Raw genomic sequence first — 25,227 nt, forward strand, 5'->3', positions numbered from 1 at the left:
TGCCTGCATCGCTCAGCAAGCACCCTGGAAGCGGGATCAGATATCGGTTTCAGCTTCCTGCGCCAGCCGGTGGCGATCGACGATCTGGATATGACGCCGGTCGGGCAGCGCTATGATGCCCGCTTTCTTCAACCGGCTGAGCTGACGGCTCACCGTCTCGATCGTCATGCCGAGAATATCGGCAATCTGCTGGCGGCCAAAGGGCAGTTCGAACACGCCCGATACCGTCTTTCCCGGATCCGTCGGATCGGCCAGACGCTCGGACATTTCGAGCAGAAAGCTGGCAATCTTCTCCGGTGCTGTCTTGCGACCGAGCAGCAACATCCAGTGGCGTGCGCGATCAAGTTCGGTCAGCGTCCGGTCGAGCAGCTTGTGCTCAAGATCGGGATGCTCACGCGCGAAACTGTCGAAATCACGGCGCGAAAAAGCGCAGAGATGGGCATCGGTCAGCGCGGTGACCGAATGCAGGCTGCGGCCACCAAAGGGGCGGCCGATAAAATCCGATGGATAGACAATGCCGACAATCTGCTCGCGACCATCGCCCATCGAAGTGGAGAGCTTCATCACCCCTTCGACAACATTGGCCACCAGCAGCGACTCATCCCCTTCCCATACCAAAGTCTGGCCCGCCGACAGCCGGTGCTTTCGCCCCTTGCTGTTGAGTACCGCCAGTTCGTCATCGCTGAGCGCGCTGCAAATGGCGTGATTCCGTACGCTGCAGTCATCGCAATTGCCGTGATGGTAATTCATAGCCGGGGGGATTCCATGTCCATGGCTACAAACAAGCGGCAATGCGAGCATCTGTCAACAAAAATTGACATCAAGTAAAATTATCGCAGGCCCATGGCACTTTGCCCTTCATCGTCTCTGGGCATGGCGACAGCTTGGGCGCTCGCCTTGGCAGCGGCCTTTGCCGAATAGAGTGCATTATCCGCCGTGTCGAACAGCTGTTCCGGGTTATCGCCATCGCGCGGCCATTGGGCAACGCCGATACTGGCACCGATGGCAAGATTGAGATCCGCAATGCGAAATGGAGCCGCGAGCGCCGCCAGCATATGCGTACCGACAGCATCGGGGGCGATATCCGATTCATGCGGGATAAGTACGGCAAATTCATCGCCGCCCATCCGCACCACCCTGGCCTTATCCCCGGCCGCTGCGCGCAGGCGCTGCCCCACGGCCTGCAACACCATATCGCCAATGCCATGGCCATGACAGTCATTGATCGGCTTGAAGCCATCAAGGTCGAGCAGCGCGATCGAAAAAGGCCGCACCCTGTCGCGGTGCGGCGCCATCGCTACTTCCAGGCTTTCATCGAGACCGCGCCGATTGAGCAGCCCGGTAAGCGGATCGGTGACCGCAAGATCGTGCAGCTGCTTCTGAAGCAGCAACAGATCAACCAGCTGGTGATGCTGTTCCAATATCATGCGCAGCAAAAAGGCGCTGGCGACAAGCATGCTGATCCCGGCTGCAATATCCACGGGCTGGCCGGAGAAGAACAGCAGAAAGCTGATCGGCACCAGCCCGATTGCGGCGTTGCTTATCGCCGCCGCACGCATGTTCGACATGCAGAAGGTGGTGCCAAGCGAGCCCATGGCCATGATCAGCGGATAATGGCTTTTCATCTCCGCCGGCGCCGACAGCCAGCTGAACACACACCATATCGAACACAGCAGTGCGACAATACAGCAGCCAATGCCCGCCTCGCGCACCAGCCGCCGTGAATTTTTTGGGTGCAGCCGTTTTTTGCGCGCCATGGTCAGCGACAGAAAGCCGAGGATGAATGCCGCGCCGATAATTGTCGGCAGGATAATCCGGATAAACAGCCCGCTATCGGGGCTGCCGCCATAAATTGCTGCGGGGACACCGCAGAACAGGGCAAGGTGCAGCCAGCGGCAATGATAGATGATGCGCCTGGCCTGGATGATCGCCAAATCGTCCGCCACCAATTCGGGGATGGCAGGAAAAAACTTGCGCTGCAATATTTGGGCGACCCGCTGCATATGTTTGGCGATAAATCACCAAGGTAAATGCTAGTTTAACATTATAGAAAATATCGCCATAATGGAGTAAAAATTACTGTGCCTTGAAAGTAATTGTTATTGCGCTATTGACGCGACGTTAAGGATATATACCGATAGTGCGGCCATCACCCTGTTACTTGCTCTATTCAACAAGGATGGCCGATCATGTTCCAGTCTGCACAAATTCTCGCCACTGCCAGCGCCGGTCGTGCTGCCAGACACCCGACATTGCCGCAAAATGACACACCCGCCGAACAGGCGAAACGGGCGGAACAGATCGCCGCTGCCAGCGCCAAATATGTGTGGGACGACAATGTCCCCACACTTGAAGGCGTACCGCTGGCCCAGTCGGTGGACGCCAATGAGACCCCGACACTCGAATGGTTCGCCATCCTTATCGGCGTCGGCATCAAGATCGTGCGCAACCAGATTGCGGTCAACCTGTCGCACCGCGAGGACCCGGACCTGGCCGACACAGTCACCGCCACCGCAGCCGAGGACAGCCAGGTCTCGGAGCAGCTTGACGCTATAGAGGCAACGCTGAATCGCGTGGTTGCACAGCATGGCAAGAAACGCGATGCGTCCGCCGATATTGCCGAGGCAGTGGGCGATGCCGCCGCTGCCAGCGCCGAATATGATGACCATCTGGCGCAACTGAAAGGCCATTTCGAAGCACTGTGCCAGCTGGTCATGAGAACCGGCGATGTCAGTCCGCCAACCCCGTCGCTCGACAATTACCGCGCCCTGTTCGATACCCTGCCGGTGCCCGGCTTTGCCTATCAATTCATGGCGGACGAAGCCTTTGCCCGGATGCGCGTTGCCGGCCCCAATTCGGTACTCATCAAAGGCATCTCGGTGCTGCCCGAGAATTTCCCCGTCACCGCCGACCAATATGCTGCCGTGGTCAATGGCGACACGCTCGAGACGGCGCTGGCCGATGGCCGGGTCTATCTCAGCGACTATGCCGAACTCAGCGTGCTGAAGGAAGGCGAATGGGACGGTCTGCCCAAATATATCACCCAGCCTATGGCGCTGTTCGCGGTACCGCCGGGCGGTGCATCATTGGTGCCGGTGGCTATTCAGTGCGATCAGGACAGCGGCAGCAATCCCATATTCACCCCTTCGCCGCGGGCCGAGGACAGCTGGGGCTGGGAAATGGCCAAGCTGGTGGTTCAAGTCGCCGACGGCAATTATCACGAACTGTTTGTGCATCTGGCCCGTACCCATCTGGTCACCGAAGCCATCGCCATCGCTACCCATCGCCATCTTGCCAGCGTTCACCCGATCTGGGCACTGCTGGTGCCGCATTTCGAGGGCACGTTATTCATCAACAATCAGGCGGCAAATTCGCTGATCGCGGGCAATGGTCCGATCGATCATATCTTTGCCGGCACAATCGATTCGAGCCAGCAGGCAGCAGTGCAGGACCGATTGGCCTTTGACTTTTACGCCCATATGCCGCCTGCTGAACTGGCCGCGCGCAATGTCAATGATGCCAAGAAGCTGCCCGACTATCCCTATCGCGATGATGCATTGCTGGTGTGGCAGGCCATCCATGACTGGGCGACGCAATATGTCCGCATCTATTATGCCGATGACGCTGCGGTCACCGGCGATACCGAGCTGACGGCATGGACCAATACGCTCATCAGCGAGGGCAAGATCAAAGGTTTCAAGCCGATCACCAGCCGCGCCCAGCTTGCCGATGTCTGCGCCATGATCATCTTCACCGCCAGCGCCCAGCATGCCGCAGTCAATTTTCCGCAAAAGGACCTCATGGCCTTTGGCCCGGCAATCAGCGGTGCTGCCTGGCAGCCGGCTCCGACCGACCAGGCAGGGCATGACAAACCGGACTGGCTGCGCGCGATGCTGCCGCTGCCATTGGCGATGGAACAGCTGAATGTACTAACGCTGCTCGGTTCGGTGCATTATCGGCCATTGGGGGATTATCGCAGTAACCACCTGCCCTATCCGCAATGGTTCCGCGATCCGCAGATTATCGGCGCCGGGGCCGCGTTGCCACGCTTCAAAGCCGCGCTGAAACAGGTGGAGAAGCAGATCGTTGCGCGCAATCAGCAGCGCAAATATCCCTATCCCTATCTCCAGCCGAGCCTGATACCGACCAGCACCAATATCTAGAACTTCCCGACGCGCACAGGCCGGGGCTGCTCAGCCAAGCAGCTGCCGTGCCTGTTCGCAATCGCGTGCCATCTGCGCCATCAGCGCATCGAGATCATCGAATTTCGCCTCGGCCCGCAGATAGTGATGCAGCGCCACCTCGATCGTCTGGCCGTAAAGGTCTTCATCAAAGTCGAAGAAATACGGCTCGAGCAGCTCTTTGGGCGGATCGAATTGCGGCCTGATACCGAGATTGGCGGCCCCTTTGAGGACACGGCCATCGGATAGCCGGCCGGTCACGGCATAGACGCCATATTTCGGCCGCAGATAATGGCCGAGATCGAGATTGGCAGTGGGATAGCCGAGCTTGCGCCCGTTTTTGTCGCCATGCTGCACTTCGGCCTGAACCGCAAAGGGCCGGGACATCAGCCGCGCCGCCTCTTGCGGATCACCTGCTTGCAGCGCCTCGCGGATGCGGCTCGAGGAAATCACCTCGCCATCTTTAACCGGCGACACCGCGCGCGCCTCCAGCCCATGCGCTGCGCCATGATCGCGCAAAATGGCGATATTGCCCTTTGCTCCCTTGCCGAAGCTGAAATCCTCACCGGTAACCACACCATGGGCACCAAAGCGCTCGATCAGCAGCGCGGTGATAAAATCCTCGGCGCTGGTGCCGGCCAGTTCCCTGCCGAAGCTGAACACCAGCATCGCATCGGCCCCGGCTGCGAGAAACAGCCGCTCACGCTGATCGAGTGTCGTCAGCCGGAAGGGCGGCGCGTCAGGGCGGAAAAAGCGCACCGGATGCGGATCGAAGGTGGCGATAATGGCGGGGCGACCCGAAGCCTTTGCCCATCGGATGGCCTCGCCTGCCACCGCCTGGTGCCCGGTATGAAAGCCATCGAAATTGCCCAGCGCGATCATCGCGCCACGCAAAGCATCAGGCACCGGCTGGTTGCCGTCCAGTCTGGTCGCGCTGGCAGTGATCATCGGCTGGAAATATGCCTGTTGGTGGTCATGCCGCTCTCATTGGCGCGATTTGGCGATTTCGGCAACTGGTTTTGCACGTCTAATCGGTCGCAGATATGCGTTCGAGCGTCACCCAGCTATAGGCCGGGCGGCCATTTTCGGCGCCATGATGTTCGGCGCTGATTTCGCGCCAGATGCGCAGATCGAAATCATCGATACGGGTATCGCCCGCGCTTTCGGCATGCACATGGGTGATCTCGATGCGGTCAGCCAGCGGCTCGAACAGGCGATAGATTTGCGCGCCACCGATAACGGCTATCGCCTCGGCCTCAGCCGCTAGGTGCATCGCCTGTTCAATGCTGGTTGCAACCTCGGCGCCTTCAGCATGCCAGCCGGTATTGCGGGTCAACACGATATGTCGACGCCCAGGCAGTAGCCCGGGCAGCGAGTCAAAAGTCTTGCGTCCCATAACCATCGGCTTGCCCATGGTGAGCCGTTTGAAGCGTTTGAGATCCTCGGGAAGATGCCAAGGCAAGGCGCCGTCACGCCCGATCACGCCATTTTCGGCGCGAGCAAGGACCATCGTGATGGTCGGGTGTACTGGGCTTGCGTTCATTTGGCGTATGGCAATAATTGCGTGACGTGGCCCATTTTGCGGCCGGGGCGAGGTTCGCGCTTGCCATAGAGATGCAGATGGCTGCCGCTGTCGGACAGGTGATCGCGCCACTGGCCGACTTCTTCGCCTATCAGATTGTGCATCTGCGCCCCGCCTTCGATCAGCCGGGTATCGCCCAGCGGCAGGCCGCAAATCGCCCGGATATGGTTTTCGAACTGGCTCGTCGCCGCGCCCTCGATGGTCCAGTGGCCGCTATTGTGCACCCGCGGTGCCATTTCGTTGAACACCGGGCCTTCTTTGGTGGCGAAAAACTCGATCGCCAACACTCCAACATAATCGAGCTCGGTTGCAACCTTGCGCGCCAGTGCCCGGGCGGCAGGGATATGGGTGGCAATGCTTTCCGGTGCAGGCACATTTGAGCAGCGCAATATGCCGTCCTCATGCACATTGTGCGGCGCGTCCCAGAAGCGAATGGCGCCATCGCGACCACGCACCAGCAGGATCGAAAATTCCGCCTCGAAATCGACAAAGCCCTCGGCCAGCGCCTGCTGGCCACCCAGCGCCTGCCATATGCCGTCGAGATCGTCGCGGCTGTGCAGCCGCACCTGGCCCTTGCCGTCATAACCCATGCGATCGCTCTTGATGATCGCCGGCACACCGCTGCTGTCTATCGCATCGGCCAGTTCACCCTCGCCGCGCACCGGCGCAAATGGCGCGGTCAGGCCGCCCAGCGCCGCAACAAAGGTTTTCTCCGCCAGCCGGCTCTGGCCCACTTCGAGCGGTCGCACACCGGGAAAAAGGTCGACATCCGGATCGAGCGCCGCGAGCGGATCGGCGGGCAGATTTTCCCATTCATAGGTGACGACGTCGCAGGCTGCGGCAAAGGCGGCAATGGCGCCGGCATCGTCATAGTCACCCTCGGTAAAATGCGCCGCAACCTGCCCCGCCGGGCCCAGCGGCTCGCGGCCATAGACATGGCAGGGATAACCAAGCTGCGCCGCAGCCAGCACCAGCATCCGCCCGAGCTGGCCGCAGCCGATAATGCCGATGGTGCGCCCCGGCGGCAGCGGCGTCAGACAGGTCTCGCCCTGGGCAGCGGGCTGTGCCTCGCTCATTCGGGATGCTCCGCCACCGCATCGCTCTGCTGCGCGCGCCAGGCATCGAGCCGTTCGGCCAGCGCCGGATCGTTGACCGCCAATATCGCCGCAGCGAGCAGCGCGGCGTTTTTCGCCCCGGCCTCGCCAATGGCCAGCGTGCCCACCGGAATGCCGCCGGGCATTTGCGCGATCGACAACAGGCTGTCCATGCCATTCAGCGCTTTCGATTGTATCGGCACCCCCAGCACCGGCAGCCGGGTCATGCTGGCAACCATGCCGGGCAGATGCGCCGCGCCACCGGCTCCGGCGATAATCACCTTATACCCGGCATCGACCGCACCACTGGCGAAATCAACCAGCCGCCCCGGGGTGCGGTGCGCCGAGACAATATGGCAGTCATGCGAAACATGGAGCGCCTCAAGGCATTTTGAGGCGGCCAGCATGGTGCCCCAGTCGCTCTGGCTGCCCATGATGACGGCCACATCCTTGATTTTAGCCTGGGACATAATGCCTCCCGATTGCGATGCAGCATGGCTGCATGGGAAGCGCCTTGCCTTAATTGGTTATGCGCATGCTGGCAATGGCTGCCGGACATGGCGGTTGCAGGAAATGCTCTCCGCCTTCATCCAGCCAGCATCCATAGTGCAATCGCCGGACTGAACAGCCCCTGCGCGCTACTCAGCGTTCGGAAAGATAATAGCGGTCGCGGGCATTCAGATCGTCGTCGAGATCATAGACGATGGGCTGGCCGGTCGGGATTTCCAGTCCGGTAATATCGGCATCGGAAATGCCCGAAAGATGCTTGACCAGTGCCCGCAGCGAATTGCCATGGGCGGAGATCAGCACCCGCTTGCCGGCCTTCAGATCGGGCGCGATGCGCGCCTGCCAATAGGGCAAAACCCGCTCGATCGTGTCCTTCAGACTCTCCGATGCCGGCACCGTGATCCCGGCATAGCGCCGGTCGGCCGACAGGTCATAGGCCGATCCGGTTTCCATCGGCGGCGGCGGCGTATCAAAGCTGCGGCGCCAGATATGCACCTGTTCATCGCCATGCCTGTCGCGGGTCTCCTGCTTGTCGAGACCGGTCAGACCACCATAATGCCGCTCGTTCAGACGGTAATCCTTCTCGACCGGCAGCCATAGCCGCTGCATTTCCTCGAGCGCCAGATTGAGCGTCTTGATCGCCCGTGTCTGCAGCGACGTGAAGCACTGGTCAAAATCCACCCCTTTTTCCCGCATCAATATACCGGCGGCGCGCGCCTCGGCGGCACCTTTTTCTGTGACATCGACATCCCACCAGCCGGTGAAGCGATTCTCCAGATTCCATTGCGACTGGCCATGGCGAATAAGGACGAGCTGGGGCACGGAAATGTCTCCTGACAAGATGGCGATATCCCCCCACCCCTAGCCATGCACTGCGAAAAGGTCACCCCCTTGGAGGCGCAAAATTCATGCCTTGCCTATTCCCCGTACTCCCGGTGCCGGCGGGTCGTGTGGCGGGCCGGCAAAGCATTGCGCCATGGCCATCCATTCGCGGGCCATATCGCCTTCCACCTGCAGCGCGGTGTCGGCAATATTGCGCGTCTGGGTTACCACCTGGCAGAATTCGCTCGCCGCACCGCTGATCCGTCCAGCATCGGTGTCACCATAGCGCCAGACCTCGCCCGATTGCGGCGCTGTCAGTTCGAGTAGCGGCATCGTCTCGGGCACCGGCAGTCCACGATTCCTATAGGTCCAGCCAAAGGTATTCACGCCAAGCACCACAATGTTGCGGATATGGTCGCCATCCTGGCGCTCTACACCCAAGGCATCATAAACCGCCTGGGCATGGGCCCAGCTTTCCATCAGCCGCGCCGTGATCGAGGAACGCGCACTCATACTCGGCCCGGCCCAGGCAACGCGTTGTTTCGGATCGGCAGCAGCAAAATGCGTCGCAAGCTGCGGGTAGAATTCCGCCCATGCCGCAACCAGATCGGGACCGGAAAGGCCGTTGAGATAGTCCGCCTCAAAGGCGCTCATTCCGCCCTTGGCAACCGCAGACCCGACCTTGGCAAAGAAAGCGCGAAACGCCGCTTCATCGGTGAGCGACAGATCGGCAGCGATATTCCACACATGCAGATGGCGCAGGATCGCATCCACGCTCCAGCTCTTGAACGCCGTCGGCTGTGCCAGCGCCGCAGCATCGAGCGACGCCACCAGCGCGTGAATCGCGTCGCATTCGGTTTTGAAATCCTCGGCCTGCTGCATCATCCCTGCCCCTTTTGCTTCCGCTGCTTCTTCAAGAACAGCAGCATTACCAGCCGCGCCTCTTCCGGCGTCTTGCCAAAGCCGGGGCCTGCATCATGGAACATCCACGGGCTGAACAGGATCAGCCGGTTGAACCGCATCGGCACGGTCATCACCTTTTCCCAGCGTGCCGGCTTGTTGGTATCACGATTGACCACCTGCTCAACCGCAGCGTTGATATCGGTAAACCCTGATTTGGCGAGCGCTATCGGCGTTGTCGGGATACGCTCCAGTCCGGTCGGCTTGTGACGGAAAAAGCTGGTGCCGCTGCGATCCTGCGCCGCCTCGCTAAGATAGAGAATGCCCGAATAGTCAGCCGGATCGATATGCACCCCGGTCGCGCCCTTGTCGGCCTTTTGCGTGATGCGGCAATGGCCATGCAGCGTATTTGGATCGCCCGCCACCGGCACACCGACAAAATGCGACAATTGGTCGTTCAGCGCCGCGACATCGAGCGCGTCATCCGAGGTGATGCCGGGATAATTGCCACGCTTATTGGCCGGATTATAGGTCAGCCCAAGCGCAGAGCGCCGCGCGGCGTGCGGATCGGCGAGAAAATCATCGATGACGACAAGCGAAGGCAGAGACATGCCGATGCTCTATCTCTGGCGATACCAAAAGGAAAGGCCGGCATGGGATAGACGCGAACACAGGGCGATGAGCACCACCCTGAACCAGGCCCTCATTATTCGTCGAACAAATCTCCCTGATCCCCGGGCAGCAGCAGGAACACCACAAAAAGCAGCAGAAAACTGGCCGAACCAAGAGCCAGGGCCGAGGCGGTCGATGCGCGGTGACCATTTTCCAGGCACAGCCGGGCATAGGCATAGAAGATGGCGCACCCTGCCAAGCCCATCAGCACCGGCAAAATCGTCCCCAGAACCGGAACGGAAGTGGTGAAATATGACGGCACAGCCCATAGCAGGCTGTACAGTATCACGCCCGCCAATATGAATGGCAGGCTTTTGAAAAGCGTGTCGAATTTCGTCACTATGGTCACAATTATCAACACCGCCAGAAGGATGTTTACCAGCGGAATGAACAAGCCGATAAGGATCAGTATGAGCGCGATGATCTTTCCGCCTATCATGGCGCCAAGAGACTGCATCAGAAAGAATGGGAAAGCGACAAGGCACGACAAAATCGCCACCCACGCCATGGCGCCGTCATTTCCCGCAGCCGCGCTCCACCATCCATATCCATAAATAATGCCCAGAATTGCAGGCATCAGGACCTCAAAGCAGCCGCTTTCATCTTCCAATTTTTGCTCCAATAGTATGGATGGGGTTCAGGTCAGGATGTCTCCCAATACTTCTTAACTATAAGAAGCAAGTTTTACAGGCTGGTGACGCGATATGCGTATATCAACCGGCGTCGCCATATAATATCCCCCCTTTGGGATGATCAGCTGGAGCCAGTCTGTAAAGTAATGGCGGACACGGAGGGATTCGAACCCTCGAAGCCCGTTACCAGGCTTGCCTCCTTAGCAGGGAGGTGGTTTCAGCCGCTCACCCACGTGTCCATACCATGTGCGATGCCGGTGCGGCTTGCATCAGGGCCGGGGCTATAGCCAGCCAGCGCGGCGCGATCAATGGTTTTGGTAACAATCTTGCCCAGACATAATCCCAAAAAGCGTGGCGCAGATCGCTGATGCACAACCGGCTGATACAGATTGCGACTTGATAGCGCATATGATCTGCGCTTTTCGATAAGCCTATGCTCTTACTGTCTGACCTGCCAGCTCATGCATATACGGGCCATCGCTGTCTAGCGTCGGCAAGGCGAACCTTTTGCCTGGTTCTGTCGCTCGCAATGCTTTCCGCCTGTGGCAGCGATGACAGCGCCCCGGCGCCGGCCCCCGCACCGGCATCACCCCCGCCGCCTGCCAATATCGCCCCGGTGGCCGAGGCCGGCCCCGGACAAAATGTGACAGAGGCACAATCCGTTACCCTGTCCGGTGCGCAAAGCCGCGACAATGATGGCAGTATAACCGCCTTTCGCTGGATGCAGACATCTGGCCCGACCCTGTTGCTCGACAGTGCCAATAGCGCTGAACTGTCCTTTGCCGCGCCGCTGGTACTGTCGCGCCAACAGGCCGAACTCTCTCTGACCGTGACCGATGATGATGGCGCAACCAGCACCGACAGCGTGACCATCACCATTGATCCGGCACCACGTGCCACCCGGCTGGAAGTGGAGATGCCCTTTGACGGGGTAACCCGCGCCTATACGCTCTACACCCCGGTTAGCTATCGCCGCGACGCCCCGGCTGTCATGCTGCTTCATGGCGGTTCAGGCAGTATGCGCGACGTGCTGGGCGACACCCGCACAACCCGCCTCTGGCTCGACCTGGCCGATCAGGATGGCTTCCTGCTGATCGTACCCAATGGCTACAATCCCGGCGATGATGACGGCCTGGGCGATGACCAGCAATGGAATGACATTCGCCGCGACCAGCCCAACCGCTCATCGGAAGATGATGTCGGCTTTCTGAGCGCGGTGCGACAGCAGGTGCTCTACGGGCGCGGTTTTGATGCCGGTCGCCTGTTCGTCACCGGTTCCTCCAATGGCGGTATCATGTCGATGACACTGCTGATCGAGCGCCCCCTCGATTATTTCGGCGCGGCGGCGTTTATCGCCAGCCTGCCGGAGGAACCTGTGCCTTTCCCGACATCACCCACGCCGATCATGATGCTGAACGGCACGGAGGATCCGCTGATCCGCTTTGACGGCGGCGTGGTCGGCGCCAATGGGCCGCCGACACGCGCGGTGCCAGACACCCTGGCCTATTGGGCCACGGCCAATATGGCCGGAGCCACGCCGGACGAAATCACGGTCTTCCCCGATCGTGACCCTGATGACGGCTGCCGCATTACCGAAAATATCTACCGCTCGACCGGCTCCGGTACGGTTGCGCTGCTCTATTATCAGGCTGATGGTGCCGGCCACAGCATCCCGGACCCCGATGCACCGCCACGCGGCCGGCAATTTGTCAATCTGCTCGGCCCGCAATGCCGCGAAGCCAATGGCGTTGAACTGGTCTATGCCTTCTTCCGCTCATTGCTGTAGCGGGCGGATAGCACTGAACACCCGAAAAGCACTGAAAAACCGGTTATAATCAGCTGCGAAGATTCAACAGGGCGCGTTTTCGACTCGGGTCATCGCGCATTCATTGTCGCCGGTGCAGAAATGGCGGAGCTTCAATGGTCTGATAGTGTGAGGAGGAATTCTGGCCATGCGCATGCCGAACAAGCGGCCCGGGCCGGGTCGAAATATGGGTCTGATGATGGCCGCTCTGCTGGCAATGGTCGCCGCACCCGCCATGGCGCAGGTGGAGACGATCGATCCGAATGAGGCGATCGATGCCGATCTGATCGAGCCGCCGGCCAGCACCGAGGCTTCGATCCCTGAAGAGGCGACCGATGCGCTCGACTATGAGCCGCTGCCGGATGACGCGCCCGAAAGCCTGCCCGCCGACCCGGGCAATCCCGACGGGCCGGGCAGCGCGACGGGTGACGATCTCGCCACCGACGCCACCGCTGGTGATGGTACCGCAACCGCCGATGCCGACAGCACCTATCAGAAGGATGACCTTATCGGTGCCGCCGAAGGTGTGTTCGGCAAGGGCGCCAAGGGTCTGGCCGGAGTGATCGAGGATATCCTCAAGGACCAGGGCGAGCCCAATGGCTATATTGTCGGACGCGAGGCGGGCGGCGCACTGGTCGTTGGCCTGCGCTATGGCTCGGGCACATTGTATCACAAGGTAGAAGGCGAGCGGAAAGTCTATTGGACCGGGCCATCGATCGGCTTTGACGCCGGGGCCAATGCCGCCAACAGCTTCACTCTGGTCTATAATCTCTATGACACGGAGGACCTGTTCAAGCGCTATGGCACCGGCGAAGGCGCGGCCTATTTTGTCGGCGGCTTCAATGTCAGCTATCTGCGCCGCGGTGACGTGGTGCTGATCCCGGTGCATCTCGGCGCCGGCGTGCGGCTGGGCGCCAATATCGGCTATCGCAAATTCAGCAAGAAACAGCGCTGGCTGCCATTCTGATGGGCTGAATAGCCCTCCCCACCTTTAGGGGGAGGGTTGGGAGGGGGGACCCTCCGCTTGCGCAGCGCCCGTTGATAGCCCCTCCCCCAACCCCCTCCCCTGAAGAAGAGGGGGCTTTATTACCAAATCCCTTGGCCAAATCATTGCGCTTTGCTTATAGCTTGCAGCGATAAACACCCGGCCAAAGGAAAGCCCGTCCATGCTCGAAAAGCTCGCCCCGCAAAAGCCCGATGCGCTGCTGGCGCTGATCAAGCTTTATGCCGCTGATGATCGCGCCGACAAGATTGATCTTGGCGTCGGTGTCTATCGAGACAATGCCGGCAACACGCCGGTGTTCCGGGCGATCAAAGCAGCGGAGCAGCGACTGCTTGAGAGCCAGAACAGCAAAAGCTATCTCGGTCCCGAGGGCGATATGGGCATGGTCTGCGGTCTGCTCGGCCATATTCTGGGCGAAGACCTCGCCAAAGACCTCACCATTGACGGCCTGCAGACGCCGGGCGGCACCGGCGCGGTGCGGCTGGCGGCGGATACGCTTTATGCCGCGGGGGCGCGCCGCATCTGGCTGGGCACGCCGAGCTGGCCCAACCATGCGCCGATCTTCACCGCCTCGCGCTTCGAGGTGCTGACCTATAGCCATATGGATGTCGCCACCCAGAGCCTCGATATGGAGGCGCTGCTCTCCTCGCTCTATAAGGCCAAGGATGGCGATGTGGTGCTGCTGCATGGCTGTTGCCACAACCCGACCGGCGTTGATTACACCGCCGAGCAATGGGCGCATATTGTCGAGATTATGGCGGAGAAGCGCCTGTTCCCACTGGTCGACTTTGCCTATCATGGGCTGGGTCAGGGCTTTGAGGAAGACAGTGCGGGCCTGAAAACCGTGCTCGCCCGCTTGCCCCAGGCGATGATCGCCTATAGCTGCGACAAGAATTTCGGCATGTACCGCGATCGCGTCGGCGCGCTCTATGCGGTGGCGCAGGAGAAGCAAGTGATGGCGACCACCAAGTCGAATATGGCGGCGCTGGCGCGGGCCAACTGGTCGATGCCGCCCGATCATGGCGGCGCAGCGGTGCGGATTATCCTCGACGATGCCGATCTGACCCAGATGTGGCGCGATGAAGTCGCCGAAATGCGCAGCCGCATGCGCTGGGTCCGCGATACGCTGGCTGCTGCAGGGCATGTCGGCCATAATAGCGGCCAGGGCGGCGTCGATTTCACCCCGCTGGCAACGCAGAACGGCATGTTCTCTATGCTGCCGCTGACACCCGAGCAAATCCAGGCGCTGCGCGATGACCATGCAATCTATATGGCCGGCTCCGGCCGCATCAATATCGCCGGGCTGACCGAGGGGAATATCGGCAAGTTTATCGAGGCGGTTGGGGTGGTGAGCGGGTGAGTTTATGAGGTGTCGTCGTCTGACATGCAGGAGAGACGCTTCATATTACGGATTTTCAATGACGCGCGATGCTGCTTCTGTAGTACGGGCAAGAATTAACTCTAAACCCCATTCATCTTGTTGTAAAACTTGGATACTACGTGGATAATCACTTACCCTATTTTTAAGATATGTAGCCTTCTTTTCAACGAACTCTCTATTTCCAGCCGATGAGTTTCGACCTTTACTAAGCAATACAAGATTACCCAGTTTATTTACAACATCCCCTCTCTGCTCCTCATCACCAAGCTTAACCCAATCACTTCCCTCATCAGGGTTTTGTGGCAACACATGCTCTATAGATTTCGCTTCAAACAAGCGTGGTTGATCAAACTCAGCGGCAGTGAGTTCCAACCTCAAAAGAACGTATTTAGCATAACCCTTTCCGTATACATCAGATGATGTAAGTTCCGCTATAATACGGTCATTGTTGCTAGGAATATTGTCTATAACTGGCTGCGGTGTTTTAGAAGCGTCAATCAGATTCAGAACCGTAGTATAATCTGCATATCGCTCATCTTTCCTCACACTATCAACCCAATGTGTCAGGAATAGCTTCTCAATCGCTAAGCAAAATTCATAAAAACTCTCTCGGCCGAACTTATTGCAGAAGCTCAGTATACATGAGCGCCATTCAGATGCTCTAAACTCTTTGTCCATTATGAACATGAGTGACTGAAATCTAAAATCCTCTTCTTCACCTTGAAGATAGCTACGATCCAGAAATATTTTCCTATACAAATCAACGTATTCTGAAACAGATTGAATGAATGGCTCACCTGGTTTGATTAAATCTTTTCCAAAAACTTTATCCCGGAACTCAGCTAAAAGATCTCCCTGCGGTTTTTCTTTAACTAATGCTAGCCTCATGAGGAAGAATATATTTTCGAAAATATCCTCACCCAAAACCTCCTCATTTTCTTCCCATTTACGCGCGAGCTGATCCCTCACAGCATTGCTGGGTACGTTTTCAGGTGAAAGGTTTACGGATTTAAGTACGTCTATTCTGCGTAATTGCTTGCCTCTATCATTGACAATTTCAAACAGCCTAAAAGCTTCTTCGAAATTATCTGCTTGAAGATAGATAATTACACATTTCTGGATTAAATAATTAGCATATTCAATTTTCTCTTGCTCTGGTAGTTTATCTAGTTTTTCATGAAATATTTCAACGGCTGTAGCATATCTATTTGCTGGCTCAGTTAAGTCCTTAGGGTTTAAAGCTTGTTGAGTTCCGCCCTCGGCCAAGACAACATTCTGGAATATATCTCTATCTTTGACCTCTAGACGCTCTCTACTGGGAATTTGCTTCAAAAGCTGCTCTTTCTGTATTATAAATCCTTGGAGCTCTTTTTTGTAGTTCTCGTCTTTTATAGAATCTCTTATACACGATATTAGTATCAACAAAGAAGTTAATCTTTGTTGCCCGTCTACGACTATTCTATAGGTCTCATCAATATAAAATACTGCCGTGCCTAAAAAATACTCATTGTGCCTAGCCGCGTGCAAAGTGTCGTTAATGAGATCACTGAAATTGTCTGCATCCCACGAAAATGGGCGCTGATAATTTGGGATTTTGTAAAACTTATCATCTGAAAACAAATCTCCGACGTTGACTGTTTTCGAGTCAAAATTGCTCATATTATGGCCATCCAATAGTGATCCGTAATCGGATTCTTATCTAGCAAAATTACTCTCTCACAAAAACCCCTCCAGCGTCTCCCTGAACAAAGCAAACTGGTCATGGTGCAGCCAGTGGCCCGCCTTTTGGAACTCGCGCACCTCGACATTGTCGCCGAAAAACGCCATCCGCCCGTCCTTTTCCGGATTACTGGCCCAGCTATCGGCACCGTAGAGCATTAGCGTCGGGCAGGTGATGGCGCGCCACATTTCCTCGGTCGCCGCATTGGGCAGGTCGTGCGGCCACCAGTTGCGCATCAGCGGGTCGAATTTCCAGCTATAGCTGCCATCCTCATTGCGGATCACCGCATGGACGGTGAGGTGGCGCACCTGTTCGTCGGAGAGATGCGGGTTCTCCTGCTGCATCCGCTCCAGCGCGGCGGCGAAATCCTTGTAGCGGCGCGGCGCGACATCGGCATATTTCTGCTTGGTCTCCAGCCAGCCGCGCAGCCGGTTGTTAAAGCCTTTCTCGGCCATTTCCTGCTGCACCTTGGGCGATGGCCCCAGCCCCTCAATCGCCACCAGCTTTTTGACCGTATCCGGGTACAGCCCGGTATAGCGCGTGGCGATATTGCCGCCGAGCGAATGGGCGACGATGGTCACCGGTGCCAAGTCTAGTTGGTCGATAAGCTGTTTGAGATCATAGATATAGGCGAGCATCGGATAATTGCCGTCGCTGGCCCATTGACTATCCCCATGCCCGCGCAGATCGGGCGCGATGATATGGAAGCGGTCGCGAAACGCCTCGGCCGTCCAGTCCCAATTACGGCAATGATCGCGCCCACCATGGAGCAGGATCAGCGGCGGCGTATCCGGGTTGCCCCAATCGACATAATGCAGCCGGTGGCGTTGCGAATAAAAGCTGTTCGAGGCCGGACCGATCAGGGTCATATGGGTGGGTTCTCCTGTGTTTATACACCAAGCGTTGCGATAGCCCCCTCCCTTAATCCCTCCCCTGAAGGGGAGGGAGATTATAGCCCTCTCCCCCTTCAGGGGAGAGGGTTGGGAGAGGGGACTGTCAACAATCGATCAGGTCTCGTCCAACTGCCCCAGATCATAAAGCCGGATCGCCGCCTTCGCCGCTTCGCCGCCCTTGTCCTTTTGCGCCGGGTCAGCGCGAACGCGGGCCTGATCGGCATTTTCCACGGTGAGGATGCCATTGCCGATGGGCAGGCCATCGAGCGTCAGTGCCATGAGCCCGCGCGCGCTTTCGCCCGCAACAATCTCGAAATGCCAGGTCTCACCGCGGATCACCACGCCGATGGCGACAAAGCCATCGAAACGGCCTGAGTCCGAGAGGATCGAGATCGCCCCCGGCACTTCCAGCGCGCCGGGCACAGTGGTCACCTCATGCGTATGCCCCGCCGCCTCCAGCGCCGCCTTGGCCCCGGCGACCAGCATATCGTTAAACTCATCATAAAACCGCGCTTCGACTATTCCAAAATGCGCCATATCTGTTTCTCCGCCAGTCCAAATTCCGCCAATGCCCCGCCCTGATAGAGCGGGTTCTCGCTAACCTCTTCTGTGGCCCATGCGGGCGGCATCAATTGCCGCAACCCCGCATCATCAGGCCATTCAATCTCTGCCAGCTCCAGCCCCGCCAGCGCCCCGGCAAAACAATCCAGACTCCAGATGATGCCGTCCACATCCACCTGATAGCGCTTTTTGGTCAGCGGAAAAGCCGGAAGCGTGGTGAGAAGCGCATATTCCTGTTCGCTGAGATAGCTGGTCACTATGGGTCTGGCGAGCGGGTCGTCACAGAGATATTTCTTGGTCAGCTTATGTGCCGTCTCACCCGAATTGCTATCGGTCATCCGGCGCAGGCGCAGCCTGGTGTTGGTGATGTAGCGATCCTCGATAAGCGTATAGGGCCGCTCTGTCAGATCTGGCCTGTTAGCGGGATCGACACGCCAGCGGCGCTCGCGCTCAATATGGGCATATTTGGGCGAGCGTGCTTCGTCTTCGCCGCTACGCATTGCCTACCGGAACCGCGCGCGAACCGACGATGCGCAGGCCATAGGCATCGAGTCCGACCAGATCATGACTGCTATTGGTGAGCAATTCCATATCCTGCACGCCGAGGTCAGCCAGAATCTGCGCGCCGACGCCATAGTCGCGGAGCTGATCGGGCATACCACCAGTCGAAGGTGCGGGCGCCGGGGCGGCGGGTTTCTCACCCAGCAGGCGCTTGACCTGTGACGACAGGAAGCTGCGGCCCGGTTGCGGGATCATCACGATCAGGCCCGCGCCTTCCTCGCCGATAATCTTCATCGACCCGGCCAACATGCCCGAGCTTGGCCCTTCCAGACCGAAAATATCGTCAAACACCGCCAGCGCATGCATCCGCACCAATGTCGGCTTGCCCGGGTCGATATGCCCCTTTTGTAGCACCAGCTGCTCGGTCTCGGTGGCGTGGTTATAATAGGTGATGGCGTTCCACTCGCCGCCCCAGCGACTGGTAAAGCGCGCCTCGACCCGCTTTTCGGCGAGATGATCATTGCGCAGCCTGTACGCGATCAGGTCGCGGATGGTGCCGATTTTCAGCTTATGGCGATGGGCAAAGGCGATGAGGTCATCGAGCCGCGCCATCTCGCCATCATCCTTCATGATCTCGCAAATCACGCCCGATGGATTGAGCCCCGCCAGCCGCGACACATCGACTGCGGCCTCGGTATGCCCGGCACGCACCAGCACCCCGCCATTGCGCGCTTGCAAAGGGAAGACATGCCCGGGCGTGACAATATCGGTGCTGTTCTTGCTCGGGTCGATGGCGACGGCGATGGTCCGCGCCCGGTCGCCGGCGCTGATGCCGGTGGTGACGCCCTCGCGCGCTTCGATCGAGATGGTGAAAGCGGTCTCATATTGGCCGCGATTATTCTGGCTCATCATGCCAAGGCCGAGCTGTTTTACCCGGTTCTGCGTCATCGCCAGACAGATCAGGCCGCGGCCATATTTGGCCATGAAGTTGATCGCATCGGGGGTGGCCATCTGCGCCGGGATGATAAGATCGCCCTCATTTTCGCGGTCCTCATCATCGACCAGGATATACATGCGGCCATTGCGCGCCTCGTCGATAATCTCTTCGGCGCTGGCCATCACCGCGCCGCCATCCTGCGCCAGATAATGCTCCAGCTTGGTCAACGTCTCGGCGGTGGGGTTCCAGTCATCATGCCCCAGCCGCCGCAGCGAATTGGCATGCAGCCCGGCGGCGCGGGCCAGCCCGGCGCGGGTCAGTTCACCGCTTTCGACAATATCGGTAATTTGCTCGATCAGTTGCGCGCTCATAAGGCGACTCCATCACAATGTGCGATGAAGATTATGTATCACACTGCAGTGTGATTGCAAGCTGTTGGGATTACACTGGTTGCAGAAGGGCGTGGAACCATATGCGCCATGTAGCGCATATGGTTCCGCCGGCCACACTAAGTCGCAGGCAGCAAATCATCGATTTTCTTGACGATATAGGCAGTAGTACTGCCCTTGCTGCCAGCCTCGCCGATATTCCCCCGCCCAAGATTCGCAGGGCTAGGGATGCTGCCGTTTCTGCCACGGCGTCCCCCTCCGCACGGGCCTGGGCGCGCACCGCGCGGACCGCCTTTGCCAGGATTGCCATGGGGGCCCGGCTGTCCTGCATTGCCCGGCTCGCCCGGGATGTTGACGACACCGCTGAATTGCAGCACGTCAATCGCAGCCTGGGGGCCGAAATATACGACATCGCCGCCATCGCCGCCGGCGCCACCATCGCCACCGCGGCCGCCGGGTCCGCCGTCACCGCCATGGCCACCATTGCCCGGACCGCGCCGACAACCAATCCCGCCGGAGGCCCCTCGCAAACCGGGGCCGCCAGCGCCACCATTGCCGCCCCGGCCACCAGCACCGCCTGTGCCGCCATCGACCCCGGGGACGAGGATCTTCAGATTCACGAAATCGGGCACCGAGCCGTCCTGAACCACCACTTTGTTGGTTATGATGTACAGTTCGGGCAGTTCAACAGAAGCCCCTGGCTTGCCCGTTCCTCCCGGGCCACCCTGATCACCTCTTCGTCCATGACGCCCGCTCCGGCCTGCTGTGGGCTTATTGGCACCGGCTGCGCCCGAACTGCCATCCTGCGCCTCCCACTCCAGATCACGGTAAATCGTTGCCCGCGCCTGCGGGCTGGCAAACAGCAGCTCATCTGCCCAGAGAACGACATAGGGCCAGTTACTTTCGGGAATTCTGAGTTTCGCGCCGCTTTCAAACACGATGCGGTCTGCGCGAACGATGGGTTGCTCCAGTGTTTCATCTGAAACGTTGAAGATCTTTATCCGTTCGGCGTTTGCCACCGCCTTTGCAATCTCTGGCGGAAACAGCTCATCCATAGATGCAGATTGAATTGAAACATCATCCAGCACCGCATAATCATCGATAAAATTTTGCATATTCATCCTCCTTTTCCTTTCAAGGAGGTAGAGAATATCCATGCCTGTCACCCGTGATGGCGGTCACGTCATGCCGGCACTGCTTTATGTAGCCGCCATATGGTCCTTCATCCGCCGCAAATAGCGCGCTAGCACATCGATTTCGAGATTGACGCTGTCGCCTGTCTTGAGGTCACCCAAAGTGGTCACTTCGGCAGTATGCGGGATGATATTGAGTGCGAAGCTGGTGCCATCGGCACCATCCTCGACCGCATTGACCGTCAGCGACACGCCATTAACGGTGATCGATCCTTTGGCGGCGATAAACGGCGCCAGAGTGGCAGGCGCGGCGACCTGGATATTCCAGCTGTCGCCGACCCTGTCGACCGAAGCGATACTGCCGACGCCATCGACATGGCCGGTGACGATATGCCCGCCCATCTCATCGCCGAGCTTGAGCGAGCGTTCGAGGTTGAGCTTCGCGCCATCGGCAAACTGCCCATCGGCGGTGCAGCTGATGGTTTCGCCCGAAACATCGACCGCAAACCAGTCCTCGCCCTTATCCACTACGGTCAGGCACACGCCCGAACAGGCGATGGATGCACCAATGGCGACGTCGTGCATCTCATAGGAACAGCCAATTTCCAGCCGCAAATCGCCGCGCTGCTCGCTACTGCGGATGGTACCGATATCGGTGACTATGCCGGTGAACATGTGATGTGGGCTCCTAGGTGTTACACTTGCTTTGAACACAATGCCATTGATTGAGAACCCGTCATTGCGGGGAGCGAAGCGACGTGGCAATCCAGAGCAGCGCGAGACGCCCTGGATTGCTTCGCTGCGCTCGCAATGACGTTACTATCATATGCAATCAGTGTCTGGTTCGCAGATAGCGTTCCATATGGTCATTGCCAAGGTCGCGGCTTTCGATACGCCGCCATTGGCCATGCGCGTCGGACAGGCTGGCAAGGCCGATATCGCCGAGCGCCGCTCGACCGTCACCGATCAGGATTGGCGCACGATAGAGCAGAAGTTCATCGACCAGATCGGCGCGCAGAAACGCTGCCGCGGCTCCAGCTCCGCCCTCGACCATCAGGCTTTGCGCCTCCAGATCATACACCGCTTCAGGTGCAGAGATTCCAGCCCATCCCTCAGGCGCAGTCCAACGACTGAGCACAATCCGCTCCGGGCTTCGCTCTTCCAGTCCGGGCAAACGCACATCAAGGCGCGGCGCATCCTGCCGCAGGGTCTCACCGCCCACCAATATCGCCTCATAGCGCGCCCGCTCGCCATGCGCATGGGCGCGAGATGGTTCGCCGGTGATCCATTGACTGCTGCCATCGGCCATGGCGATCTGGCCATCAAGCGACGTCGCCAGTTTGAGCATGATATGCGGGCGGCCCCCTCTATCGTCATTGGGCCTCTGCTGACTGAGATAGCCCGCGAGCTGATAGGCTGCCGCCTCTTCCGCCACACCCTCTGCAACCGCGATGCCGGCGGCGCGCATCCGCGCTGTCCCACTGCCTGCGGTGCGCGGGTCCGGGTCGGTCAGCGCAATCACCACCCGCTCGGGCTGCGCCGCGCTCAGCAGATCGGAACAGGCCGGACCACGATTGGACTTATGCGCACAAGGCTCGAGCGTGACATAAACGGTTGCGCCCTTGGCCGATTCCCCCGCCTGTTCCAGTGCCATGGCCTCGGCATGAGGGCGACCACCGTTAGCGGTAACACCGCGTCCTATAACCACGCCATCTTTGACGACAATGCAGCCGACACAGGGATTAGGCGCGGCCAGGGCGGGGCTGCGCGCCGCCAGGGCAATCGTCGCCTGCATCCAGCGCAGATCTTCGCTATCGTGGCTCACTCGTCGTTCACATCAACGCCGGTGGCTTCGCCGAGATCACGATAAAATTGCTTTATGCGCTCGGCCTTGCGGCGATTGGCCTCAAGCCGGGCGTCCCGTTCGGCCCGATTGCGGGCATAGCGCTCTGCTTTCTGCTCCTCGGTCTCATTCAGTGGTGGCAGGTCAACATAATCGATCTCATATTTGCGCGGTTCGATACGAAAACCCGAGGACTGGACCAGAAAGCCACCCGCAACACAGATGGTCAGCGCCCCGGCCAGTGCCAGAAAGCGGATGCGATAGGGGCTGTCCCATTTGAGCATCGCGACCAGATCGTTCACCGCGCCGCTCGGCGAGACACGTTTGAAATAGCGGATGCGCTCCGGCTGGTCCTGATAGGCCGCGCGCAGCTTGGCCTCGGTCAATGCCCGGGGTGTATGGCGGCGCGGTGGACGGGGTGGCGGCGGCGATGTCATTGTCCGGGATATAGCTATCCGCATCGCCGCGTACCAGTCCCCTCTGATGCAAGGTTACCGGCATTGGTTGTCGAAGGGATCGATAATCAACGGTTTATGGTGAACTGTACCGTCACTGTATGCCATTGCTCGACCGGTTCACCGTCGCGCGTTGCCGGAATGAACCGCCAGTGCCGCATGGCCTGCCGCTCGGTGGTGCGCCAAAAGGCCGGATCGCTGGCGGCAAGCTGCTTGACCGCCTTCACCCGGCCATCGATACCGATCAGCACGTTGATCCGCACCTGGCCTTCAATGCCGGCACGCAATTTCTGCGTCGGATAGCTGGGCTGAAAGAAACGGGCATAGCGCGGGTCGCGACGCGGCGCGACAAGCACCGGCAGCGGGACACGCGCACCGACGCCATCGCCCAAATCAGGGCCGGCAATGTTAGCATTTCCGGCATCGCCGATGAGCGGCGGATCAATGGTGAAATCATCAAGCGGCGGCACGGTGACAGGCTTGTCGACAGGAAGCGGCTTGGGCGGATGCGGCGCGTCTATCCGCGTCATCGGGCGCGGCGGATCGACCACCGGTTTGGACGGTGGCGGCTTGGGCAGACTTATCTGGATGGCATCCGGATCATCCTCTTCGGGCAACTGTGTGACCACGGCAACCGGCACCAGTATCAGCGCCGCAATCGCGCTGCCCTGTATCGCCGTGACAATGGCCGCGCTCCTGACACGATCCTGCGCATTGGCGCCAAATCCGGATGTTTCGGCATAGCTCATAGCTCTCTCCCAAAAGGCTCTAAACGGGGTGCACGGTATTCCGTGTCACCCCATGGCATAGCGTCTGATACAGGAAAAATCCAGCTTTCCGTAACGTCAATCAGCTTTCGCTTTGCAATCTACGCGGCTTATTGCGCCCCGCGCTCCAGTCTCCGCAAGGCGACGTCGCGGCCCAATAGCGGCACCAGTTCGGCCATGTCGGGACCATGACTCTGCCCGGTCAGCGCCTGGCGCAATGGCATGAACAGCGCCTTACCCTTGCGCCCGGTCGCCTGTTTGAGCGCGCCGGTCAGTTCGCCCCAAACGGCATCGGACCAGTCCAACCCGGTGAGCATATCATGCGCGTCCTTCAGATAGACGCGCGTCTCATCATCAAAGTCCGGCAACTCCAATGGCCCTTCGACAATCGCCCACCAGTCGGCGACCTCGCCCAGATGCGCGACATTGGGCTGGATCGCACGCCAGGCGGCTGCATCCATCGCCGCCGGAAGACGATCCGCAACCGCCTTATAATCGAGCTTGTGCACGATCTGGGTGTTGAGCCGGGCCAAATCCTCAGGATCGAATTTCGCTGGCGCGCGGCCGAAGCGGCTGAAATCGATCGTAGAAACCAATTTGGTTATATCGCCCTCTGGAGTAACCGGATCGCTGGTGCCGAGCCGTGCCAGCAGCGCCAGCACCGCTTGCGGCTCGATATGCTGTTCGCGGAAGTCGCTGACTCCCATGGAGCCGAGCCGCTTGGAGAGCTTGCCCTCTTTGCCCATTAGCAGCGCGCTATGGGCAAAGGTGGGAATATCCGCGCCAAGGGCTTCAAACATCTGGATTTGCGCTGCGGTATTGGCGACATGGTCCTCGCCGCGCACCACATGGGTGATGCCATGGTCGGCATCGTCAATGGTGGAAGGCAGCATATAGAGCCAGGAGCCATCGGCGCGGCGGATCACCGGATCGGACAGGGCCGGCGGATCGAATTTCTGCGGCCCGCGCACCAGATCATCCCAGCTAATCGGCGCATCATGGTCGAGCTTGAAGCGCCAATGCGGGGTCCGCCCTTCCGCTTCATAAGCCGCGATCTGCTCCTTTGTCAGTTCCAGCGCACCGCGATCATAAACCGGTGCCAGCCCGCGCGAGCGTAACACCTTGCGCTTCAGGTCAAGCTCCTGCGCTGTCTCATAACAGGCATAAACCCGGCCATCGGCTTTGAGCTTGTCAAACGCCGCTTCATAACTGTGGAACCGTTCAGACTGGCGGAAACTGCTGTCCCAATCGAGCCCGAGCCACTGCATATCGCGCTGGATACCGGTGACATAGTCCTCTTTGGAGCGCTCCTTATCGGTATCATCGATGCGCAGCACAAAATGCCCGCCATTCTTGCGCGCCCACATCCAGTTATGCAGCGCGGTGCGGATATTGCCGATATGCAAATGGCCGGTCGGCGACGGCGCGAAACGGGTTTTTGTGGTCATTT

Annotated in this window: 25 protein-coding genes and 1 tRNA gene; 4 read left to right on the top strand and 22 right to left on the bottom strand. The window is 59.0% G+C overall.

What is annotated here, in order from left to right; translation table 11 throughout:
- Positions 1–36 precede the first annotated feature (36 nt).
- Together AAFX04_13620 and AAFX04_13625 are read right to left on the bottom strand one after the other, a co-directional pair.
- A complete protein-coding gene (locus AAFX04_13620) occupies positions 37–750 on the bottom strand; it encodes a Crp/Fnr family transcriptional regulator (protein MEO1046474.1) in 714 nt (237 codons plus the stop codon).
- Between the two features lie 80 nt (positions 751–830).
- Entirely contained in the window at positions 831–1,946 is a 1,116-nt protein-coding gene (locus AAFX04_13625; GenBank protein ID MEO1046475.1) for a GGDEF domain-containing protein, read from the bottom strand.
- A 243-nt stretch (positions 1,947–2,189) separates the two neighbouring features.
- On the opposite strand from AAFX04_13625, the gene AAFX04_13630 reads away from it, so the two are divergent.
- The gene (locus AAFX04_13630) at positions 2,190–4,163 is read left to right on the top strand and encodes a lipoxygenase family protein (protein ID MEO1046476.1); all 1,974 of its coding nucleotides are present in this window, start codon (positions 2,190–2,192) and stop codon (positions 4,161–4,163) included.
- 30 nt (positions 4,164–4,193) lie between these two features.
- Here AAFX04_13630 and AAFX04_13635 read toward each other — a convergent pair whose 3' ends face one another.
- The 9 genes from AAFX04_13635 to AAFX04_13675 all read right to left on the bottom strand — a co-directional run bounded on the left by AAFX04_13635 (position 4,194) and on the right by AAFX04_13675 (position 10,629).
- Entirely contained in the window at positions 4,194–5,129 is a 936-nt protein-coding gene (locus tag AAFX04_13635) for a bifunctional riboflavin kinase/FAD synthetase (GenBank protein MEO1046477.1), read from the bottom strand.
- Positions 5,130–5,208: 79 nt separating this feature from the next.
- Positions 5,209–5,724, bottom strand: coding sequence for a dihydrofolate reductase (locus AAFX04_13640; GenBank protein MEO1046478.1), 516 nt, complete (start codon positions 5,722–5,724; stop codon positions 5,209–5,211).
- Positions 5,721–6,800 carry a 5-(carboxyamino)imidazole ribonucleotide synthase gene (locus tag AAFX04_13645; GenBank protein MEO1046479.1) on the bottom strand — a complete coding sequence of 360 codons (1,080 nt, stop codon included), beginning with the start codon at positions 6,798–6,800 and terminating at the stop codon, positions 5,721–5,723. The genes AAFX04_13640 and AAFX04_13645 overlap by 4 nt, the downstream gene beginning before the upstream one ends.
- A 35-nt stretch (positions 6,801–6,835) precedes the next feature.
- On the bottom strand, positions 6,836–7,327 hold the full coding sequence (purE, locus tag AAFX04_13650) for a 5-(carboxyamino)imidazole ribonucleotide mutase (protein ID MEO1046480.1): 492 nt from the start codon (positions 7,325–7,327) through the stop codon (positions 6,836–6,838).
- Between the two features lie 172 nt (positions 7,328–7,499).
- A complete protein-coding gene (gene gpmA, locus AAFX04_13655; GenBank protein ID MEO1046481.1) occupies positions 7,500–8,186 on the bottom strand; it encodes a 2,3-diphosphoglycerate-dependent phosphoglycerate mutase in 687 nt (228 codons plus the stop codon).
- A gap of 84 nt (positions 8,187–8,270) precedes the next feature.
- On the bottom strand, positions 8,271–9,071 hold the full coding sequence (locus AAFX04_13660; GenBank protein ID MEO1046482.1) for a TIGR03084 family metal-binding protein: 801 nt from the start codon (positions 9,069–9,071) through the stop codon (positions 8,271–8,273).
- Entirely contained in the window at positions 9,068–9,697 is a 630-nt protein-coding gene (locus tag AAFX04_13665) for a DUF6445 family protein (GenBank protein ID MEO1046483.1), read from the bottom strand. The genes AAFX04_13660 and AAFX04_13665 overlap by 4 nt, the downstream gene beginning before the upstream one ends.
- Before the next feature lie 95 nt (positions 9,698–9,792).
- Positions 9,793–10,368, bottom strand: a complete 576-nt coding sequence (locus tag AAFX04_13670) for a hypothetical protein (GenBank protein MEO1046484.1) — start codon at positions 10,366–10,368, stop codon at positions 9,793–9,795.
- A gap of 169 nt (positions 10,369–10,537) precedes the next feature.
- Positions 10,538–10,629: transfer RNA gene (locus tag AAFX04_13675), tRNA-Ser, on the bottom strand.
- A 290-nt stretch (positions 10,630–10,919) separates the two neighbouring features.
- Here AAFX04_13675 and AAFX04_13680 point away from each other — a divergent pair.
- The 3 genes from AAFX04_13680 to AAFX04_13690 all read left to right on the top strand — a co-directional run bounded on the left by AAFX04_13680 (position 10,920) and on the right by AAFX04_13690 (position 14,557).
- Positions 10,920–12,176 carry a hypothetical protein gene (locus AAFX04_13680; GenBank protein ID MEO1046485.1) on the top strand — a complete coding sequence of 419 codons (1,257 nt, stop codon included), beginning with the start codon at positions 10,920–10,922 and terminating at the stop codon, positions 12,174–12,176.
- 172 nt (positions 12,177–12,348) lie between these two features.
- On the top strand, positions 12,349–13,161 hold the full coding sequence (locus AAFX04_13685; protein MEO1046486.1) for a DUF1134 domain-containing protein: 813 nt from the start codon (positions 12,349–12,351) through the stop codon (positions 13,159–13,161).
- Between the two features lie 199 nt (positions 13,162–13,360).
- On the top strand, positions 13,361–14,557 hold the full coding sequence (locus tag AAFX04_13690) for an amino acid aminotransferase (protein ID MEO1046487.1): 1,197 nt from the start codon (positions 13,361–13,363) through the stop codon (positions 14,555–14,557).
- 45 nt (positions 14,558–14,602) lie between these two features.
- On the opposite strand, the gene AAFX04_13695 is transcribed toward AAFX04_13690, so the two are convergent.
- From AAFX04_13695 to gltX, 11 genes are all read right to left on the bottom strand, one after another.
- Complete coding sequence (locus AAFX04_13695) at positions 14,603–16,237, bottom strand: DUF262 domain-containing HNH endonuclease family protein (GenBank protein ID MEO1046488.1); 1,635 nt, start codon at positions 16,235–16,237, stop codon at positions 14,603–14,605.
- Between the two features lie 57 nt (positions 16,238–16,294).
- Entirely contained in the window at positions 16,295–17,167 is an 873-nt protein-coding gene (locus AAFX04_13700) for an alpha/beta hydrolase (protein ID MEO1046489.1), read from the bottom strand.
- A gap of 138 nt (positions 17,168–17,305) precedes the next feature.
- Complete coding sequence (gene ribH, locus AAFX04_13705) at positions 17,306–17,728, bottom strand: 6,7-dimethyl-8-ribityllumazine synthase (GenBank protein MEO1046490.1); 423 nt, start codon at positions 17,726–17,728, stop codon at positions 17,306–17,308.
- Positions 17,710–18,252, bottom strand: a complete 543-nt coding sequence (locus tag AAFX04_13710) for a hypothetical protein (GenBank protein ID MEO1046491.1) — start codon at positions 18,250–18,252, stop codon at positions 17,710–17,712. Before AAFX04_13710 ends, ribH begins: the two co-directional genes overlap by 19 nt.
- The gene (gene ribB, locus AAFX04_13715) at positions 18,245–19,561 is read right to left on the bottom strand and encodes a 3,4-dihydroxy-2-butanone-4-phosphate synthase (GenBank protein MEO1046492.1); all 1,317 of its coding nucleotides are present in this window, start codon (positions 19,559–19,561) and stop codon (positions 18,245–18,247) included. The genes AAFX04_13710 and ribB overlap by 8 nt, the downstream gene beginning before the upstream one ends.
- A 137-nt stretch (positions 19,562–19,698) precedes the next feature.
- Positions 19,699–20,700 carry a hypothetical protein gene (locus tag AAFX04_13720; GenBank protein ID MEO1046493.1) on the bottom strand — a complete coding sequence of 334 codons (1,002 nt, stop codon included), beginning with the start codon at positions 20,698–20,700 and terminating at the stop codon, positions 19,699–19,701.
- Between the two features lie 78 nt (positions 20,701–20,778).
- Positions 20,779–21,387 (bottom strand): riboflavin synthase, encoded by a 609-nt coding sequence (locus AAFX04_13725; protein ID MEO1046494.1) that lies wholly within the window; start codon positions 21,385–21,387, stop codon positions 20,779–20,781.
- 157 nt (positions 21,388–21,544) lie between these two features.
- The gene (gene ribD, locus AAFX04_13730; protein MEO1046495.1) at positions 21,545–22,537 is read right to left on the bottom strand and encodes a bifunctional diaminohydroxyphosphoribosylaminopyrimidine deaminase/5-amino-6-(5-phosphoribosylamino)uracil reductase RibD; all 993 of its coding nucleotides are present in this window, start codon (positions 22,535–22,537) and stop codon (positions 21,545–21,547) included.
- Complete coding sequence (locus AAFX04_13735; GenBank protein ID MEO1046496.1) at positions 22,534–22,992, bottom strand: hypothetical protein; 459 nt, start codon at positions 22,990–22,992, stop codon at positions 22,534–22,536. The genes ribD and AAFX04_13735 overlap by 4 nt, the downstream gene beginning before the upstream one ends.
- 86 nt (positions 22,993–23,078) lie before the next feature.
- The gene (locus AAFX04_13740; GenBank protein ID MEO1046497.1) at positions 23,079–23,759 is read right to left on the bottom strand and encodes a TonB family protein; all 681 of its coding nucleotides are present in this window, start codon (positions 23,757–23,759) and stop codon (positions 23,079–23,081) included.
- 128 nt (positions 23,760–23,887) lie between these two features.
- A complete protein-coding gene (gene gltX / locus AAFX04_13745) occupies positions 23,888–25,225 on the bottom strand; it encodes a glutamate--tRNA ligase (GenBank protein ID MEO1046498.1) in 1,338 nt (445 codons plus the stop codon).
- Between the last annotated feature and the right edge of the window lie 2 nt (positions 25,226–25,227).

The organism is Pseudomonadota bacterium (assembly GCA_039818985.1).
GTDB lineage: Bacteria > Pseudomonadota > Alphaproteobacteria > Sphingomonadales > Sphingomonadaceae > Alterisphingorhabdus.

Excerpts from the sequence above, each read along its gene's own strand:
- AAFX04_13710 (MEO1046491.1), bottom strand. The coding sequence starts at position 18,252 with ATGCGTAGCGGCGAAGACGAAGCACGCTCGCCCAAATATGCCCATATT.
- AAFX04_13665 (MEO1046483.1), bottom strand. The coding sequence starts at position 9,697 with ATGTCTCTGCCTTCGCTTGTCGTCATCGATGATTTTCTCGCCGATCCG.
- AAFX04_13660 (MEO1046482.1), bottom strand. The coding sequence starts at position 9,071 with ATGATGCAGCAGGCCGAGGATTTCAAAACCGAATGCGACGCGATTCAC.
- AAFX04_13740 (MEO1046497.1), bottom strand. The coding sequence starts at position 23,759 with ATGAGCTATGCCGAAACATCCGGATTTGGCGCCAATGCGCAGGATCGT.
- ribH (MEO1046490.1), bottom strand. The coding sequence starts at position 17,728 with ATGGCGCATTTTGGAATAGTCGAAGCGCGGTTTTATGATGAGTTTAAC.
- AAFX04_13630 (MEO1046476.1), top strand. The coding sequence starts at position 2,190 with ATGTTCCAGTCTGCACAAATTCTCGCCACTGCCAGCGCCGGTCGTGCT.
- AAFX04_13620 (MEO1046474.1), bottom strand. The coding sequence starts at position 750 with ATGAATTACCATCACGGCAATTGCGATGACTGCAGCGTACGGAATCAC.
- AAFX04_13680 (MEO1046485.1), top strand. The coding sequence starts at position 10,920 with ATGCTTTCCGCCTGTGGCAGCGATGACAGCGCCCCGGCGCCGGCCCCC.
- AAFX04_13700 (MEO1046489.1), bottom strand. The coding sequence starts at position 17,167 with ATGACCCTGATCGGTCCGGCCTCGAACAGCTTTTATTCGCAACGCCAC.
- AAFX04_13640 (MEO1046478.1), bottom strand. The coding sequence starts at position 5,724 with ATGAACGCAAGCCCAGTACACCCGACCATCACGATGGTCCTTGCTCGC.
- gltX (MEO1046498.1), bottom strand. The coding sequence starts at position 25,225 with ATGACCACAAAAACCCGTTTCGCGCCGTCGCCGACCGGCCATTTGCAT.
- AAFX04_13635 (MEO1046477.1), bottom strand. The coding sequence starts at position 5,129 with ATGATCACTGCCAGCGCGACCAGACTGGACGGCAACCAGCCGGTGCCT.
- AAFX04_13690 (MEO1046487.1), top strand. The coding sequence starts at position 13,361 with ATGCTCGAAAAGCTCGCCCCGCAAAAGCCCGATGCGCTGCTGGCGCTG.
- ribB (MEO1046492.1), bottom strand. The coding sequence starts at position 19,561 with ATGAGCGCGCAACTGATCGAGCAAATTACCGATATTGTCGAAAGCGGT.
- purE (MEO1046480.1), bottom strand. The coding sequence starts at position 7,327 with ATGTCCCAGGCTAAAATCAAGGATGTGGCCGTCATCATGGGCAGCCAG.
- AAFX04_13735 (MEO1046496.1), bottom strand. The coding sequence starts at position 22,992 with ATGACATCGCCGCCGCCACCCCGTCCACCGCGCCGCCATACACCCCGG.
- AAFX04_13685 (MEO1046486.1), top strand. The coding sequence starts at position 12,349 with ATGCCGAACAAGCGGCCCGGGCCGGGTCGAAATATGGGTCTGATGATG.
- AAFX04_13725 (MEO1046494.1), bottom strand. The coding sequence starts at position 21,387 with ATGTTCACCGGCATAGTCACCGATATCGGTACCATCCGCAGTAGCGAG.
- AAFX04_13695 (MEO1046488.1), bottom strand. The coding sequence starts at position 16,237 with ATGAGCAATTTTGACTCGAAAACAGTCAACGTCGGAGATTTGTTTTCA.
- AAFX04_13720 (MEO1046493.1), bottom strand. The coding sequence starts at position 20,700 with ATGAATATGCAAAATTTTATCGATGATTATGCGGTGCTGGATGATGTT.